The sequence below is a fragment of the Phyllobacterium sp. LjRoot231 genome (genome assembly GCF_964253365.1).
Classification (GTDB): domain Bacteria; phylum Pseudomonadota; class Alphaproteobacteria; order Rhizobiales; family Rhizobiaceae; genus Phyllobacterium.
This window is the reverse complement of the sequence record NZ_CAXUQT020000003.1, coordinates 118533-135177: the sequence shown is the minus strand read 5'-3', so window position 1 is coordinate 135177 and position 16645 is coordinate 118533. Positions and strand designations below refer to the sequence as shown.

The 16645-nt window shown below is 56.9% G+C and carries 15 protein-coding genes and 4 pseudogenes; 8 read left to right on the top strand and 11 right to left on the bottom strand.

The features are described 5' to 3' along the window. Positions 1–477: 477 nt before the first annotated feature. Complete coding sequence (locus ACSQ3H_RS26680; protein ID WP_436120123.1) at positions 478–669, top strand: DUF6494 family protein; 192 nt, start codon at positions 478–480, stop codon at positions 667–669. Between the two features lie 390 nt (positions 670–1059). On the opposite strand, the gene ACSQ3H_RS26675 is transcribed toward ACSQ3H_RS26680, so the two are convergent. Together ACSQ3H_RS26675 and ACSQ3H_RS26670 are read right to left on the bottom strand one after the other, a co-directional pair. Then, positions 1060–1251 carry a hypothetical protein gene (locus ACSQ3H_RS26675; RefSeq protein ID WP_436120122.1) on the bottom strand — a complete coding sequence of 64 codons (192 nt, stop codon included), beginning with the start codon at positions 1249–1251 and terminating at the stop codon, positions 1060–1062. Between the two features lie 105 nt (positions 1252–1356). Then, positions 1357–1488: pseudogene (locus tag ACSQ3H_RS26670) on the bottom strand (IS6 family transposase); the annotation flags it as partial. A gap of 218 nt (positions 1489–1706) precedes the next feature. On the opposite strand from ACSQ3H_RS26670, the gene ACSQ3H_RS26665 reads away from it, so the two are divergent. Next, the gene (locus ACSQ3H_RS26665) at positions 1707–2078 is read left to right on the top strand and encodes a COG4315 family predicted lipoprotein (RefSeq protein ID WP_436120121.1); all 372 of its coding nucleotides are present in this window, start codon (positions 1707–1709) and stop codon (positions 2076–2078) included. Between the two features lie 220 nt (positions 2079–2298). Then, positions 2299–2756 (top strand): annotated as a pseudogene (locus ACSQ3H_RS26660) (transposase); the annotation flags it as partial. 17 nt (positions 2757–2773) lie between these two features. Here the strand turns inward: ACSQ3H_RS26660 and ACSQ3H_RS26655 are convergent. Both ACSQ3H_RS26655 and ACSQ3H_RS26650 read right to left on the bottom strand, forming a co-directional pair. Continuing rightward, the gene (locus tag ACSQ3H_RS26655; RefSeq protein WP_436120120.1) at positions 2774–3763 is read right to left on the bottom strand and encodes an IS5 family transposase; all 990 of its coding nucleotides are present in this window, start codon (positions 3761–3763) and stop codon (positions 2774–2776) included. A gap of 131 nt (positions 3764–3894) precedes the next feature. Beyond that, positions 3895–4264 (bottom strand): annotated as a pseudogene (locus ACSQ3H_RS26650) (Tn3 family transposase); the annotation flags it as partial. 773 nt (positions 4265–5037) lie between these two features. Here ACSQ3H_RS26650 and ACSQ3H_RS26645 point away from each other — a divergent pair. The 4 genes from ACSQ3H_RS26645 to ACSQ3H_RS26630 all read left to right on the top strand — a co-directional run bounded on the left by ACSQ3H_RS26645 (position 5038) and on the right by ACSQ3H_RS26630 (position 8947). Further along, positions 5038–5952 carry a FecR family protein gene (locus tag ACSQ3H_RS26645; protein ID WP_436120119.1) on the top strand — a complete coding sequence of 305 codons (915 nt, stop codon included), beginning with the start codon at positions 5038–5040 and terminating at the stop codon, positions 5950–5952. Positions 5953–6454: 502 nt separating this feature from the next. Continuing rightward, entirely contained in the window at positions 6455–6820 is a 366-nt protein-coding gene (locus ACSQ3H_RS26640) for a hypothetical protein (protein ID WP_436120118.1), read from the top strand. 72 nt (positions 6821–6892) lie between these two features. After that, complete coding sequence (locus ACSQ3H_RS26635) at positions 6893–7918, top strand: IS110 family transposase (RefSeq protein WP_436118813.1); 1026 nt, start codon at positions 6893–6895, stop codon at positions 7916–7918. A gap of 330 nt (positions 7919–8248) precedes the next feature. Continuing rightward, positions 8249–8947: an IS6 family transposase gene (locus ACSQ3H_RS26630; protein WP_436120117.1), complete on the top strand. Its 699-nt coding sequence runs from the start codon at positions 8249–8251 to the stop codon at positions 8945–8947. Positions 8948–9012: 65 nt separating this feature from the next. Here ACSQ3H_RS26630 and ACSQ3H_RS26625 read toward each other — a convergent pair. The 6 genes and pseudogenes from ACSQ3H_RS26625 to ACSQ3H_RS26600 all read right to left on the bottom strand — a co-directional run. After that, a pseudogene (locus ACSQ3H_RS26625) lies at positions 9013–9144 on the bottom strand (IS6 family transposase); the annotation flags it as partial. Positions 9145–9331: 187 nt separating this feature from the next. After that, positions 9332–10729 carry an NAD(P)H-dependent oxidoreductase gene (locus tag ACSQ3H_RS26620; RefSeq protein ID WP_436120116.1) on the bottom strand — a complete coding sequence of 466 codons (1398 nt, stop codon included), beginning with the start codon at positions 10727–10729 and terminating at the stop codon, positions 9332–9334. Between the two features lie 37 nt (positions 10730–10766). Next, positions 10767–12290: a tripartite tricarboxylate transporter permease gene (locus ACSQ3H_RS26615; RefSeq protein ID WP_436120115.1), complete on the bottom strand. Its 1524-nt coding sequence runs from the start codon at positions 12288–12290 to the stop codon at positions 10767–10769. 55 nt (positions 12291–12345) lie between these two features. Next, positions 12346–12846, bottom strand: coding sequence for a tripartite tricarboxylate transporter TctB family protein (locus tag ACSQ3H_RS26610; protein ID WP_436120114.1), 501 nt, complete (start codon positions 12844–12846; stop codon positions 12346–12348). Between the two features lie 60 nt (positions 12847–12906). Then, positions 12907–13890, bottom strand: coding sequence for a Bug family tripartite tricarboxylate transporter substrate binding protein (locus tag ACSQ3H_RS26605; protein ID WP_436120113.1), 984 nt, complete (start codon positions 13888–13890; stop codon positions 12907–12909). Between the two features lie 67 nt (positions 13891–13957). Beyond that, a complete protein-coding gene (locus ACSQ3H_RS26600; protein WP_436120415.1) occupies positions 13958–15013 on the bottom strand; it encodes a 4-hydroxythreonine-4-phosphate dehydrogenase PdxA in 1056 nt (351 codons plus the stop codon). 191 nt (positions 15014–15204) lie between these two features. Here ACSQ3H_RS26600 and ACSQ3H_RS26595 point away from each other — a divergent pair, with 191 nt between their 5' ends. Continuing rightward, positions 15205–15888 carry a GntR family transcriptional regulator gene (locus tag ACSQ3H_RS26595; protein ID WP_436120112.1) on the top strand — a complete coding sequence of 228 codons (684 nt, stop codon included), beginning with the start codon at positions 15205–15207 and terminating at the stop codon, positions 15886–15888. Positions 15889–16220: 332 nt separating this feature from the next. Here ACSQ3H_RS26595 and ACSQ3H_RS26590 read toward each other — a convergent pair whose 3' ends face one another. Next, complete coding sequence (locus tag ACSQ3H_RS26590; protein WP_436120111.1) at positions 16221–16625, bottom strand: YybH family protein; 405 nt, start codon at positions 16623–16625, stop codon at positions 16221–16223. Positions 16626–16645 lie beyond the last annotated feature (20 nt).

Genomic DNA, 16645 nt, shown 5'->3' with positions numbered 1-16645 from the left:
GTGCCGCAGAAATGGAGATACTGCATGGAACGGATCGATAAACGTGCCCTGAGCCTGGTGGCCCAAATGGTTACTCGTCAACCTGTCCGGTAATGAGACCAAAGGCACGTGCGTATTCCCATCCTTATTCTCGCCCTCTAACATGCTGTCGACGACTTCGGCCATTAGCCCCTCTTCGCCGCTGGCTAAATTCGCGAAAGCAGGCCGCTCCGATTGCGCTCCGCGCAAATGCTGCGATGTGACCCAGGGCACTATCTAGCAATGGGAAATGATTTATCCTCACCATTGTCAAAGCGCAGCACCTCCTCCCACTGCGCAAAACGTCGGTTGCACCTCCACCCAGAACCCATCAGTTCAAAGACCCCGATGCTCCCTCCCGGCTCGGGGTCTATTTGCATGGCACCGCGCGTCACCGTCCTGCTTCCCTCACCACACGCCTTCCCTTACAATCCCTTCCCGACACAGAGGAGTTCCGCCATGAGCGAAGACGCCTTCAACATTTCGATCCGCAAGTTCCTGAAGGAAGTCGGCGTCACCTCACAGCGCAAGATCGAGGAGACGGTGCGCGAAAGGCAGATCAGCGGCAAGAAGCTGAAGGTCCGCATGACGCTGACGGCGGAAGGCACGGGCCTCACCCACGTGGTGGACGGCGAGATTGAACTTCCGTAAGCCCGGCGAAGCAATCAAGCGAGTCGTCCGACGCGGCCGAAGCAAAGAGGCGGCGTTTACCGCTGGTGCCGTTTGGAAGCTTTTTGAGCTAGAACGATCCGCGTAGAGAGCGGCTCATTTGGGTACACTTCACAAAGCCTAGCTTACTGGCCTAGGTCAAATAAAAAATTAGCAATCCTACTGGGCCATGCAATTTTGAGCCGCTCTATTGACCTAGTGGCGAAAACCTGACGCTTGATGCCTAACAACTGCCGTTGAAAGGCGGATACGGCTGTTTGTTTTTGTCCACCGAACGAACAAGGCGCGCCAATTCGTGACCATTACGCCGCAAGACAAAACGTCTGCAATGCGGTCGACGCCAGATCTACTCTCCTGATGACCGTGCTTGGATCACCGCATGGCGAGCTTGGCGCCGTAGTAGCTCAAGGCACCGGCGATGATGAGGCCGACCCAACTCACCCACATAGGAACCGTCCAGCCGTCAACGACAATTGACCAGCCTATGAGAATGCGAACCAGGTGCAACACGGCAACGACTCCGAATATTGCGGCCGCAAGTATCGAGAAAGTCTTTTCGGTCATTTTAGTCTCCGGGTATCAGAGACAAACAACTATATCACCAGGCATCGGGGTCGTCTTGCGCCGCAGATTGTATCGTCGATCGGGCGCACGAGCTCAGTCTTTAGCCAGGTGTGAATTCTCCGCCCGGTTATTCATCCCCTTGTGGCTCCGATGTTCAACGGCCGACATGATTTGACCCCGAGCTGCTCCATAGGAGCGGAGGCTGTCGGTGATCATACGCCTCGGCACCATGCCCTGTGTCGCGCTGCAGTTAATGAGGGTCTTCCTCAATCTGTGTGGTGGTTGGATGCGTGGAGCGGCAGCATTCTTGCACGTAGAAGTTCATCCCTTATCTCCCATATGGGTCGCGCATTGAATAACCGTGGCAGATGAAGTGTTCAATGATGCGGGAGGATGACAGGCGGTGATTTTGCCTCGAAGCTTGGACCGTACAACCTTAAGAGGGAGTGAACGATATGAAAACAATACTCGTTGCAATGGGAATTGTTGCGGCCGGCAGCTTGTCTGCCTTTGCTGCTGAACCGGTCAAGATGATGGATACGAAGATGGGCAAGGTCATGACCACCCCCAAGGGCATGACACTCTACACGTTTGACAAGGATACGAAGGACAAATCCAACTGTGACGCGAAATGCCTGAAGAACTGGCCGGCTTTCCATGCAGATGCAAGGGCCAAGGCCGAGGGTGAATGGACGCTTGTCAAAGATGCCGACGGCAAGGACATGTGGGCCTATGAAGGCAAGCCGCTCTATATGTTCGCGAAGGACAAGAAGGCCGGCGATATGACCGGCGACGGCGTTGGCGGAGTCTGGCACGTCGCAAAATAAGGATTATTCATCGATCGAAAGAAGGGCGGCTCTTTTGGGCCGCCTTTACTTTGCGAGGACAATTGCAAGTCCTTGTGAAACATGCTGATCTTTGGCCACGAACCCGACGACGAAACGGAGGAAATCATGGCCTTGAGATCTTTGAGGCGTTGGTGCGTAGATAACTTCTGAACGGTCTCGAGATAGATCGAGGAGCAGTTCCCATCTCGATCGTGGTCTCATGCCGAACAAACACAATGCCTCCCGCCGTCATTACATCGCGAAGATGAAATTCAGGGTGACGAACTGGGCGGAATACGAAGCAGGCTTGCGTCGTCGCGGCAGCCTGCCGTTATGGATCACGCCAGAAGCGTTGGCAAAATGGCGGGCGCCCCGGCGCACAACTCCAGGTGGGCAGCCTCGCTATTCCGATCTCGCGATCGAGACAACACTGATGCTGGGCTGCGCATTTGGAATGCTGCGTCTGCGCCAGACCGAGGGGCTGATTCTGTGATCGACCTGATGGGACTGGATTCGCCTGTTCCCGATCGCACAACCCTTAGCCGCAGGGCACAGAAGCAACCGACCAGAATACGATCCTCCTTGCCGGATGGTCCGCTGCATGTGCTGGCAGACAGCACGGGATTAAAAGGGCGCTGGTGCATGAATGCAGCTGAAATTGTCAACGGACGCAATTGGTTCTTTGATGTCGGCGATTACGCGTGCTTTTCTTGGCAGCGGACAGAGTTCGAGCGTGCACATGCCAGCATGCGATTGAGCACGATGCAGCCAATGGCAACCTCGGTCTGCTGAGCCGGAAACGAACGTGCCCGCAGGCGTCGACCGATCAGCCCCTTGTATCGACCGATCGCGGTCTCGACCAATGAGCGTTTGCCATAGCCGGTGGTTGCCTGCCATTTCAGCCGACCGTCTTTTGCGATCGCCGCGATGTGCTTGTCTCTTTGATCAGCAGGCGGCCCCGTATCGCCATTGCTTTCCACCGCCGTCGAACGAGGTGGAATGACGATGTTGGCGGTATCGCTGTGTTCAAGAACGGCCCGGTAGGTGGGCTTGCCGTCATAGGCACCATCGGCTGTAACTTGGCCAATCGCACCATCGATCTGGTTGAGCAATGGCTCCACCTGCGCAGGATCATCGGTGTTCTGATCGGTCAACGTTTCTGCGACAATGTCCCCGTTATTGGCGTTCACCGCCAGGTGGAGTTTGCGCCAGTTGCGCCGCGATCTGGTGCCATGCCTGGCTTCCAGCCATTGGCCAGCGCCGTATATTTTCAACCCAGTGCTGTCGATCAGTACATGGATTGGCCCGTCCGGCATCGACTGCATGCTTCCGGCTGGTCGTTCCCACTTCTGAGCCCGGCGGCTCAATGTCGTATGATCAGGGACCGGTAGCTGTAACCCGAGGAGATCGAGCACCGAGCGCAGGAACCCCTCAATCTGGCGCAGACGTAAATGGAAGATGCAGCCCAACGTCAGCGCCGTTTCGATGGCGAAATCGGAATATCGGCGCTGACCACCACGGGTGTCTCGTCGAGGCGCATGCCATTTGTCCAGAGCATCCGGTGTCATCCAGAACGTCAGGCTGCCGCGCTGGCGCAGTCCAGCCTCGTAGTCCCGCCAGTTCGTCACTTTGAACTTCATCTTCCTGATACGATGGCGGCGGGCGGCATTATGTTTGAAGGGCATGGCTCGGATCAGACTGATTGCGATCCAACGTGCCTACCTCCAAACCATTGAAAAAGGATCGATGCACCAAAGCCCAGTTCCTATGCTACCAACCGACCTCCAGAGCTGGGAGGGAATGACGGTCATTGGGTCTAAGCGACCGGCCACCTGTATTCGCCGATTAGATTGATCCCATCCAAGCGGTGACACGTGAGCGAGAAGTTCCAGCGGAACGGGTAATCCGGTTTGGCTTCGATCTTTGACAGCGTCGCCGAGTTTCAGGGTGTTCCAGAAGATGATGACAGCAGCGAGCAGGTTCAGGCCTGCGATCGTGTAGTGCTGGCCTTCGGTGGTGCGGTCACGGATTTCACCACGCTGATAAAAGTTGATGGCTTGTTTCAAGGCGTGATGGGACTCCCCTTTGTTCAAACCCACCCATGCACGGCGGTGCATGCCGGTGTCCATGATCCAGTTGATCATGAAGAGTGTTCGCTCAATCCGACCAACCTCCCGCAGAGCAATCCGCTGTAACCAAGAACGTGAACAATTTCAGCTACCTGATACGTCCGGCGTGCGCAGGGAGAAGTGTTTTTCGGGCGATCGTTCAAGCCAAGCACCACACACTTTGAGGAAGACCCCAATTAACTGCCGTGCGACATCCCCAAAACCACAACTGGACACGGAAATCCTGATTTTCAAGCGATACCATCTTGGGCAGAGTTCCGTTCGCAAGCTGGTGAACTTAAAAGCGTAATACTAGGCTATGAGTAATTGTAACAGCCATCCTACCTTTACAGGCGCAGGAATTTCCATCTGTGAATGGACTCGGTCAGATGCTCTTCCGAAAAGCGAAGTAACTCGAGACGACACGCGCTGGATTATGTCAGTCAGCGGCCTGGTAATTACAATAGCTAAATAGGAACAGAATATAGAACGGACTAAAATCGCCCTCGGAACGTGTCTGGTTACGGGCATTCGGAGGGGCCATGCTAAGTCATCGATGGTTGCTTGGAGCAGTGCTTGTGGCCTCAGCTCGACGTGTTCCATTTTGTGTATCGGTTGTTGTTTTAGCACTTTTTTCTGCCAGCGCAGAATCGCAAGCGCACCGGATTTGATTGGCGCGAACTGGATATGCTGGAAGAAACCGATGTAATCATCGAAAATATCCGGAACGCGATCTGCACCGTGACGGGTTATATCCCGCCACGGCGACCGTACCCGGAACGTGAGATGGACCCGGTGCAGTAGCACAGGGTTTCACAGGAGTGGCGGAGGGCCACATGAAATTTGTGCCGGTGATTACCGCGCTAGCACTGCTATGCGCGACAAACCTAGCATCAGCCGAAGCGGAGCGGGTCGGGACGGCAACCCGTATCGAGACCGCCGTCAACGGTGACTACGGCACGGTGGAAGTCAAGGAGCCGGTTCACCGGGACGAACGGATTGTTACCTCCCGATCAGGGTTGGGTGAATTCGTGTTCCGCGACGGCACCAAGCTCGCCGTCGGGGCAGGTTCGGTCGTCAAGATCGACAAGTACGTCTTCGATGACTCCAATTCAGTCAAGAAGCTTTCGATCAAGGCCGCCAAGGGCACGTTCCGATGGATCAGCGGTAACTCAAAATCCACCGCTTACTCAATCCTGACCCCCGCCGGGACGATCGGTGTTCGCGGCACGAAGTTCGACTTCTACGTCGGCGCGGACGGTAAGGTAGCTATGGTCCTGCTTAGCGGCCGCGCTCAGTTCTGCGGTACAGGTGGGTGCGTCCAGCTACAGCGGAAGTGCGATTGCGTGATCGCCAAGCGGGGCCAACGACCAGCCCTCACCCGCGCCAGCCGCAAGACCCTCACCGCGCTGGGTAACACGAAGGCGTTACCGTTCTTATCGGATAATCAGCACTTGTCGGGCGGGTTCGGGTCTAGCTCAGACTGCGGTATGTCGGTCGCGGTACTGGACACACCGAACGATACGACACCGGCGACGAAGGAACAGTCAGCACCCAACAGGAGCCAACCAAACAAGCCCGATGCGCCTAACAGGCCCGACACGCCATCGACGCCGTCTGACCCGGGCACACCCGACACACCCGATACGCCAACCCCGGATAAACGCGGCCACGGCTACGGCGACAAGAACCACACCCACACCCATGACCCGCAAGGCCACGCATACGGCGGGGCCAACGGCGGCGGGAAAGGACATAATAAGTAATCGTGGAAGAATATCTGATCAATCCTCGAACGAGCATATGCATCAGAATATCTGAGTTCAGGTGAGCGAGCATAGAACGAGAAATATCTGATCCTTGAGCAGCGAGCATTGCCGAGAGAATATCTGGGTATCTGGGAGCGGCTTACCAAAAACCGCGGAATTAGATCCCATGGGGAGTGAACAGCGGTCGGCGCTCTGTCAGAGTGAGGCTGCGTTAACCCACTCACTTCACAGGAGCCGCCGTCATGGAAGCTGTAACTTCCCATGGGATCTAATTCCGCAAATAATCGAATTGGCCAAAGAGATTGATCCGTAAATGCCGCTCGCCGAAATCGGGGACGCATGGACGGAGTTCAATCGCAGCCATCGTTGTCCGCGCATCGGCAATCCCAAGACCTCGCCAGATCGCGGTTAGTTTCTCCCTGTCCAGAAAACAGCCGCGAGCGCGCTTGAACGCCTGTCCGTATTGAGTATCCTCCCGTGCGATATCCAAGGGGGAGCCATGATTTACAGACCTGTGGTCGTAGCGGCCGCGTTCGCCCTTGCTGTTACTTTTCGATTGGTCAGCCAATCCAATGCAGGCGGAACGATCGATCCAAAACAGAATGCAATTTGCGATGCGATGGCGGCACAGATCGTTGACGCGTTGGGCGCTTCCGTGGCCGACAGATCGGACCGCATGTTCTATCTTGCGATCGGAGACCTCCATGACATTCATTTCATTTGTGACCGAACCAACTCCCTAAGGCAGTTTGACGGCATCGAGATATCGTACAACGAACGAGGAACGTCGCCTGCCTCTCGGTGGACTATCCTCGGTCGCGCCGGCGAGGCGTATTCCGGAAGAGAGCATTCTGACGGGATCTGATGGGGTGGACGCCCCCCGACGGCATCGATGTGCCAGAATGGAGACGTTGATCACCATTTAAAGGAGGCGTCCATGAAAGAGATTAGCATTATTGGTCTGGATTTGGCGAAGAACGTGTTTCAGGCCCATGGGGCTGATGAGACTGGTTCGGTGCTTTTGCGCAAGAAACTCCGCCGCGATCAGTTGCTCACGTTCTTTGCTGCGCAGCCAAGCTGTACGATTGCGATGGAAGCGTGCTCCAGCAGTCACTACTGGGGGCGGGAGATCGGCAATCTTGGCCATACGGTTCGGCTGATCCCGCCTGCCTACGTGAAGCCGTTCGTGAAGCGGCACAAGAATGATGCTGCCGACGCTGAAGCGATCTGTGAGGCAGCGTTGCGCCCGACCATGCGTTTTGTCGCCGTAAAAAGCGAGGTGAGCCAGGCTGCAGCCATTGTGTTCCGGACACGCGATCTTTTCGTGCGTCAACGGACGCAGGTTATCAATGCTCTGCGGGGTCATCTTGCCGAATTCGGAATTATCGTTGCCCAAGGTCCCGCTCATGTTACCAAGCTGATCCTAGCTGTGGAGGACTCGGAGAAGCTTTTACCGGATATGGCGCGTCCGGTCCTTGGGGCATTGGTCGAGGCGCTGCATGCATTGGAGGAGCGTATCAGGCTCCTAGATATCGAGATTGCCCGCCGTGCCAAAGAGGACGAGGTGGCGCGTCGTTTGATGACTGTTCCCGGGATTGGTCCGGTCATAGCAACGGCGCTGACAGCGCTGGCACCTGCGGCTGAGACGTTCAAACGTGGGCGTGATTTTGCCGCGTGGTTAGGGCTAACACCGCTGCAACGATCGACCGGCGGCAAACAGCGGCTTGGCAAGACCTCGAAGATGGGGGAACGGACGTTGCGCCGTCTGCTCATCATCGGGGCGAGCGCGGTTGTGCGGTGGGCGGCACGGAAGGGAGCCGTGGCAGGATCATGGCTGGCGCGCATGCTGAGCCGCAAGCCACGGATGCTGGTGACGGTTGCCCTTGCCAACAAGATGGCTCGCATCGTCTGGGCATTGATGGCCAAGGGTGGAATCTATCGGGCTCAGATCGCGGCAGAATAACCGCTGCAGCGATCATGGGGCTGTTGAAGGTGTAGGAAGGTCAAATGGAAGGTATGGCGTAACGGTCGACGAGACGGGATCGGGAAAACCAGATTGCAACGACGTGCCCAGAGCACGCGGATCTGAATTGGACCCGGTCCGCGAACTCCCATACAGGCCCGCGGCATGTTGAACGCTGCATCAGAGGCCGGATACATGTCAGCACCCGACTATACGCAATATCAGCTCCAAAAGATTTCTCTTGCACCCACGGGGGCGTCCATACATGTTGCAACGTTTTGGTTACCGGCAGCATGGCAAGAAACCCGTCGATCATCTCAGGGGGATTCGATGTTCAAGGGCCGCCAGTTCGACCGATCAGTGATACTTCTGTGTGTACGCTGGTATCTTGCCTACAATCTAAGCTTGCGCGATCTTGAGGAGATGATGGCCGAGCGCGGCATTGCGGTTGATCACACGACCATCCATCGCTGGACCATTCGTTTTTCACCGTTGTTGCTCGAGCACTTCAACAAGCGCAAGCGTTGCGTCACCGGTAAATGGCATGTGGACGAAACCTACATTAAGGTTCGAGGCCAGTGGATGTATCTCTACCGCGCCATCGATAGCGTTGGCGATACGGTCGAGTTCCTCTTTAGCCAGCATCGCGATCTCACTGCGGCAAAGCGCTTCTTCAACAAGGCGCTAGAGCGCCATGGCCGACCGGATCGTGTCGTCATCGACGGAAGCCAGACCAACCGTGAGGCGATTCTTTCCTGCGACACGACAAATCGCTTGCAGGATCGCGCCCGGCGTCAGCTGAAACCGATCACGATCAGGAAAAGTCCATACTTGAACAATCGGATCGAACAGGATCATCGGCGCATCAAGCGCCGCGTGCGGACAATGCTTGGCTTCAAATCGACGGCCACTGCCCGCATCATCTTGTCCGGCATCGAAATGGTCCACATGATGCGCAAGCGACAGGCGAGGTACGCCTTCAATCCGAATCCATCCCTGGCCGAACAGTTCGGGATTCTTGCCGCATAAATGTTGTGTGGCGTCAGGCCATCGGCGTTCCAATTCCGCCGTTGCAACAGAACCGATCATCGCTCAGTCGAATGGTCAACATGGATATTACGCTCTTCCATCATTTCTTCCAGATCGCGCAGGCTCAGTCCGTAAGCCAGGTACCAACGCCCACACAGCAGGATGATCGACCGGTCAAAATGACGCCCTTTGAACATCTGACATCTCCGAAGTTTCGCCGGAGATACGTAGATCATGTTCCCTTACCGAAGGGTTTGCGACAACGCCCTGCAGACCACAATTTTGAAGGGAATTGGATCATCGGCTGGAAAACCTATTGGCAAGTCGTTGAGAAAGGATCGTTTGAAAGCGCTTCAATTTCGGCCTTATCGTGTCAATCGCTGATCAAAGATGCGCATCGTACGTAGGCGCGAAAAAGTGCATATCCTGTCGTCTACGCAATTCGAGGAGGCGCGAGTCCTCGACAGCAATATCATTGAGGCGGATCGCGCTACCGGCCTTCACCGGTCGGACCAGCCGACGGTTGGCGATCAGGTAGAACGGTGCCGGCAGCTCCGCTTCGAGCGGCCTTCCTGGTACTAGCGCCGACGAGACGTTCTCAATGGCATGATGATGGCCGGCAGCTGTCAACAATGTTCCAGCATCAAGATCGGCGTCGGCGATCGCTACGAGGTCGAAACGCGGCTGCGGCTGTCGCGAACCACTGGAAAGACCCTTGAGCCCCGCTTCGAGAACACTGGTGGCCGCTTCCAGGCCGAGAAGATGGCGGGGCAGATAGATCATTGCCGTCGCACCGCTGCGGCTGACGACATGCCCTTTTCCGGCCAGAAGCTCCCAACTTGCTGCATCGCCACACCGAATGACGATGAAGACCCCGCCGGCGAAGCTGACCTCGTCAGGAAGACGGAGGCAATGAAAGACATCCATGCGCCGCTCACCTTCGAGAAGCCCTCCATCAATCCGTGTAGAAAAGAAGGTTGGCACCTCTGAAATCCGGGCGATAGGGCAGTGAAGCTCCGGACGGTCGGGAGCGAGATCGACCGAATGCGAGGTGACGGCGAGCTCGCAAAGGTCAGGAACCGCACGCTGGGGCAGTTTCAACGCGGCACGGGATCTGGCTGCCACGAGCTCGGCAGCGTCTCGCTCACCAAGAACGAGATGATCGGCAAATCCGGGGGCAGTAACGGAAACACCGTTGCTTGTCAGCGTTTCGGTCGCGGGGTCGAAGACAAAATCGTATTCACTCGACTTTCCGGCGCAGATGATTTCGAAGCCAAGAATTTCTGCCCAGGTGACCAGGCCGATCAGAAGGCTCGGTTGGTCGCCGTCGACAGGGGTGACCACTCTCCCCGTTTTTTCAGCCATTAGTGCGAGGCCTGGACCAACAACACTGTCTACTTCTTTGGAGACCAGTGCCACGTGTTTGCCTGCGCTAATCGCAAGCTCGGCATGACGGGCACCCGCTTCCGGATGGCCAGTCGCTTCGACCAGCACGTCAAATGGCAGATGGCTGACATGCACAAGATCGCCGACGGCGATCGACAGACCGTGGGTCCAGGCATGGCTGACTTCTTCCTTTGTGTGGCACTCGACCACAGCCTCGATCCCGGCAGATTTTAAGGCAGCAGCGGCCGTGGCGCTGTCGACATCGACCGCAATCCGCACATTCATCAGAGGAACGCGCAGGCTCTGCGCTAGAAAACTGCGGCCAAACCCGCCGGTACCAACGATGCAGGCTTCGACTGGTTTGGTCGCACCGGCAAAGTATTCATGATAATTCATTGGGATCGATCCTTGTGAACGGCTGGAAGTAGGGCCATCAAACCTTGGCTGAATGCTCGCTGGCGCGGCGTCGAAAGCCTCGCACACCGACGGCCTTGGCGATTATTGGCCAGGCAAGCATCAGAAGGCCGAGCGCCATAATTCCCGTGACCAGCGGATTCGACCAGAAGATGGTCAGTGAACCATTCGACATCAGCATAGACTGACGAAAGGCATCCTCAGCCTTGTCACCGAGAACCATCGCGAGGACGAGCGGAGCGATTGGATAGTCCAGCTTCTTGAAAAGATAGCCAAAAATGCCAAAGCCGAGCACGAGCCACATATCGAAAGTCGCATTGGCGATCTGATAAGCACCCGAGAAGATAATAGCGACGATCACCGGTCCGACGATCGAGAACGGCACCCGCAGGATCGAGGCGTAGAGCGGAACGGTTGCGAGCACCAGCAGAACGGCAACGACGTTGCCGATATACATCGACGCAATGAGTCCCCAGACAAAGTCCGGCCGCTCGATAAACAGCATTGGTCCCGGCGTCAGACCCCAGATCATCAATCCGCCCATCATCACCGCGGCGGTCGCCGAGCCGGGAACGCCCAAGGCCAGCATCGGTAGCAATGCTGATGTGCCGGCCGAATGGTCGGCCGTCTCCGGCGAAACGATACCGCGTGGGTCGCCCTTGCCGAATTGGGACTTGTCCTTGGCAAAACGCCGAGCCAAACCATAGCTCATGAACGACGCGGCTGTCGGGCCGGCAGGTGTGATGCCCATCCAGATACCGATCAGCGTTGAACGCAGGATCGACCACCCGTAGCGCGGCATCTCCTTCAATGTTCCCAGCACGTCGATCGCCCTGACCCGCGCCTTGATTCCATCGAAGCGAAGCCCCTCCTCCGTGGTCAACAGCAATTCGCCAATCCCGAACAGGCCCATGACGGCAACGAGGAAGGAGACGCCTTTGATAAGATCAGGAATTCCGAACGTCAGTCGCAGTCCACCCGAGATCGTATCCATGCCAACGGTAGCGAAGGCGAAACCCAACATCATCATGACCAGCGTCTTGGCGGGTGCGTTGGAGCTCATACCGATGAAGCTCGCAAAAGCCAGGAAATAGACCGCAAAGAATTCCGGCGAGGAAAACTGCAGCGCGAAGCGAGCGACCCAGCTGGAGAGCAGCGTGATCATCACCACCCCGGCAAGTGCTCCAATGCCGGCCGACATGAAAGCGAGGGTCAGCGCCCGTGTTGCCTGACCGTTTCTGGCCATCGGATAGCCGTCGAACGTCGTCGCGACCGAAGAGGGCTCACCGGGGATGTTGAAGAGGATCGAGGTGGTCGAGCCACCGAAGAGCGCGCCCCAATACATGCAAGAGAGAAGGATGATGGCCGAAATTGGGTCCATCGTGAAGGTGAGCGGCAGGAGCAACGAAACACCGTTCGGCGCCCCGAGCCCCGGCAGCACGCCGACGAGGATTCCCAGCATGACGCCGGCAATCATGATGGCAATGTGGTGCATGGTGATGACAGTGACAAAGCCATCCATCAAGTAGCCGAAATTGCCCATCGTCCATTTCCTCCGTAGTCGTTCTTATGGTCGCACTAGACCGCCTGCCCTTGGATCAGTAGATGCCGAGCCAGCTTTCAACCGGCCCCTTGAGCAGCGGAACCTGAAATCCGATCTCAAAAACGAGATAAAACAGAGCGGTAACAGCCAGTGCCGAGAGGACAGAAATCCACCAACGGTAGCTTCCCTGCCACTTCATGGAGCCGAAGATGTAAAGCACCGTGCCGACATAGAGACCGAGAAACAGCGAGACGACGATGAAGGCGACGATCGGCAAAAAGAAGCCGAGAACGGGCTTGGCCCTCTTGGCGTCGAGGAAAACCTCGCCGATATGTTGATAGAAGAACAGACTACGCAGCAGCGTCACCAGACTACCGAGTATGATCAGGGCACCGATGTAAAAGGGGAAGTAACCCGCTCCGGGTCCCATATCACTCCAGCCGATGCCACTGCGCCAGGATCCGTAGCAGACGGCGAAACCTACCCCTGCGGTGAGGAGTGCGGTGACGACTTCCATCGTCTTACGGGACACCGATCCTCTTTCAAACTCGGCCATGCTCGCCTCCCAAGCGTTGCAAAGGTTGGAGACGCCAGCGAAGGCGTCCCCATACATGGTTCACTTCACCAGCCAACCTTCGCGTTTGAGCACCTTGCGGACGTTGTCGCGGTCACCTGTCTGGTAGGCATTGAAGTCATTGCCCGCCATAAACTGCGATGTCTGCGAGGTCTTGGCAACGTAATCTGCCCATTCCGGAGTCTCGGAAACCTTCTTCAGAACGTCGCGGTAGAAGGCGATGACCTCCTCATCGACCCCGGCCGGCAGCCAGACGGTGCGCGGCATGCGATAGCTGTCGATCGCCAGACCAGCCTCGGCGCAGGTCGGGATATCATGCCAACCCTTGCCATCATGCACGGGCGCACCTTGCGGGAAGCGGTCAGGCCGGAAGACGCAGAGCGGCTTCACCATGCCGGCCTGCCACTGGCCGCGATTTTCGTTGGGATTGTTTACATTGGCATCGATGTGGCCGCCGGCCAACTGGACAGCCGCCTCACCGCCACTCTTGAATGGAATGTAACGGAATTCGGCCCCTGCTGTCTCGGCTATGGTCGAAACAAGTATCTGATCGGTATCCTTGGACTGACTGCCGCCAAACTGGATTGCCTTCGGCTCAGTCTTCGCTGCCGCCACAAAAGCCTTGATGTCATTGATCTTGGATTCGCCATTCACCCAGACCAGGAATTCATCGAGCGCAAGGGCAGCGACGGGCGTCAGGTCTTCCGGTGCGTAGGGAACGTCGGCGACGCTCGGCAGGAGATATTCATTGTTGGTGCCGAATGTCAGCTTATAAGGGTCGCCCTTGTAACCGGCCGCGTAGACAAAGCCCTCTGCTCCGCTGCCGCCGCCCTTGTTGGTGACGACGATCGGCGCGTCCATCAATTTGTGTTTGGCGATAATCGATTGTACCGTTCGGGCGAAATTGTCGGTGCCACCGCCGGGCCCCGAAGTCACCACGAACTCTACTGGCCGCGTCGGCTCGAAAGCCAGCGCCGGCGCAGCGGTGGTTATCGCAAGCAGTGCCAACGTAATCTGTTTCAGCATATCAGTTCCTCCCGGTTGTTGAACCGCCCGCCGCAAGCTCCTACCCCGGCGTTCGGTTCTGTCTTCGTTAATCGGTGTTATGCGCCGTCTCTTTCAACCCAGCCTGCCGCACTGCCATTTTTGCCGCCAGCAGGACAGCCTCGCGCGAGGCTCCTACGTCGGCGGTGCCACGGCCGGCAATATCGTAGGCTGTGCCGTGGGCCGGGGTACAGAGCGGGAACGGCAGCCCCCCCATCATCGTGACGCCCTTGTCGAAGCCCATCATCTTCATCGCGATCTGCCCCTGATCGTGATACATGGTCAGCACAGCATGGAAGCCCTCCTTCACGGCTCGCAGGAACACGGTGTCGGCTGGGAACGGACCTTCGACGGCGTAGCCTTCAGCCTTCGCCCGCGCCACCGCAGGCTCAATGACCTCGATTTCCTCCATTCCGAAGCTGCCACCGTCTCCGGCGTGCGGATTAAGCCCTGCTACCGCGATTTTTGGATTGTCGATCCCTGCGAGGCGCAGGCACGCAACGGTTAGCTCGACCTCCGCCAGAATAGCGTCCTCGCTGATGTGGGCGGAGACTGCCGACAGCGGGATATGCGAGGTTACGCGCGCATTCCAGATGCGCTCAAGTACGTTGAACTCACGCATCTTCCCCTTGAAGGGGAGGACATCGGAAACGAAACGGATCTCATCGTCATAGCCAGGATAGGCGTAGCGCATCGCCTTTTTGTTGAAAGGGGTGAAGCAGACGCCGTCGACGCGGCCTTCATTGGCGAGGCGCAGCGCGAAGCGAAAGTTCTCGGTCGCAAAAATGCCGCCAGCAAGAGTTGCCTCGCCGCGCGTCACGTCAGCTGGGTCGAGATGGCCAAGATCAACGAAGACGGGCCGCTCGGCGGGGCCCGTCGAAAAATCGCTCACCGTGCGAAAATCGAGGTCGAGTGCAATCTGCGCCGCCTCCGCGCCTTCGTCCAAGATGCGGCGATCGCCAATGACGATGAGATGCGCGGCGCTTCGAAGCTCCGGCAAGGAAAGTAATCTGGCAGTTAGTTCCGAACTGATGCCGGCCGGATCGCCCATGGCAAGGGCCAGAACGGGTCGGTTCGCCCGTGTCTTGGCAGCAGTTTCGCTCATGGCCATGAAAGCTCCTCCTCTTCAATGATCCATCAGAGGACTACAGGCTAATCTTTGAAGACGCAAGCATTTCGTATACAGTATAAAAAATTACGTATGAAAAAGGCTGTATCATTTTGCCTCCGGCAATGCGAAAATGAATGCCAGCGAAGCCCGTAAGTCGGGCGGACAAATTACAAGGGAGAGAGACGATGGCTTCGGAAGTAATTGAACCAGCTGGGCGGCGCACAGTTGCCACGATCTCTCGTCAATCGCTGCACGGCGAGATAGTCACCCGGTTACGCGACATGATCATCGAGGGCGATCTGCAACCCGGCGAGCGGATTTACGAGAATCAGCTTGGCGAGGAGTTGGGCGTCTCGCGTACGCCGTTGCGAGAGGCGTTGAAGTTTCTGGCCAGCGAAGGACTTGTCGAACTGGTTCCGAGCCGCGGTGCGGTGGTCAAGCGTTTCTCGGCGAAGGACGTCGAGGACATGCTCATCGTCATCCGGTCAATGGAAATGCTGGCCGGCCGCTTCGCATGCGCACAGGCGAGCGACGAAGGAATCGCGCAGATTCGTGTTCTGCACGATGCCATGGTGAGGCATTACGAGGCCGGCGAGCGGCTCGAATACTACAAACTGAACCAGCAGATCCACACCGGGATTGTCGCCCTCGCCAATAATGCCCCTCTTGCCGAAGTGCATGGGCTATTGCAATCGCGCGTCAAGCGTATCCGCTTTATCGGGCATGAAGGAGCGGAGCGATGGGCAGGTGCCGTCGCCGAGCATGAGCGTATCATCGCAGCTCTCGAAGCCCGCGACGCCGAGACATTAGCCCACGAACTGGACATTCACTTGGCCAATGGCTGGGAACGCGTGAAGTCGGTCGTCTAATTCTCAGCTGAACGCGATGGGCGGTGGCGTCACGTTGTTTGCGTCAAGGCGCCTTGGGGGACACCTAATCCCCGATGGGGCTTACTGGAGCGTTTTTGTTCAAGTTCGCCTCTGGTTGATAAACGATCGGTTGAAAATGCCGATAATGGCCAATTTTGATTGATGACTAAAAGGCTACAATCGCCCTAGTTCGAAGGCAAAACCTTTGATCGCGTTACGGATTGCGTGGTCACCGGCCAGAAGGACAGCACCACCGATGCATCGCCCTCCAGCAGGTTATTGAATATCACAATCGCCAAATTCGGCTTGGCGGTGCGGACAGAGAGTGAGCTTTACTTCTCCTTTGAAAGAGGATCAGCATGTCGGTGGATCAAGCGCCACTCACCCTCGCTTTTGCGGAAAATTTCTGTAACCCTCAAACGCATCGGGATTGTCTCGGTCCTTCCCTTCAACCGCGCTTTGGCATTCTGAAAGCCCGCCCAGTAACCGATTTCGCCGTTAGCGGACATGTGCACAATCTCCAGGTCACTCTCGCTGCCAGTATCGAAAGAGCGGGCGTCGCTTTCATACCGCGACATAACTTCGGCCGCGCCTTCGACCACACCGCCCATCGGACCGAAAAAAGTCGCGGCGGAATTTTTGATTGCAATTTTCGTCAGCGGTTCAGCATCGCCGTTGACATAGGCCTGCGCAACGATCTTGCGCCTTTCAATGAACATCTTGAATTCGTCGATCATGGTGACACCTCGTCTTGCAT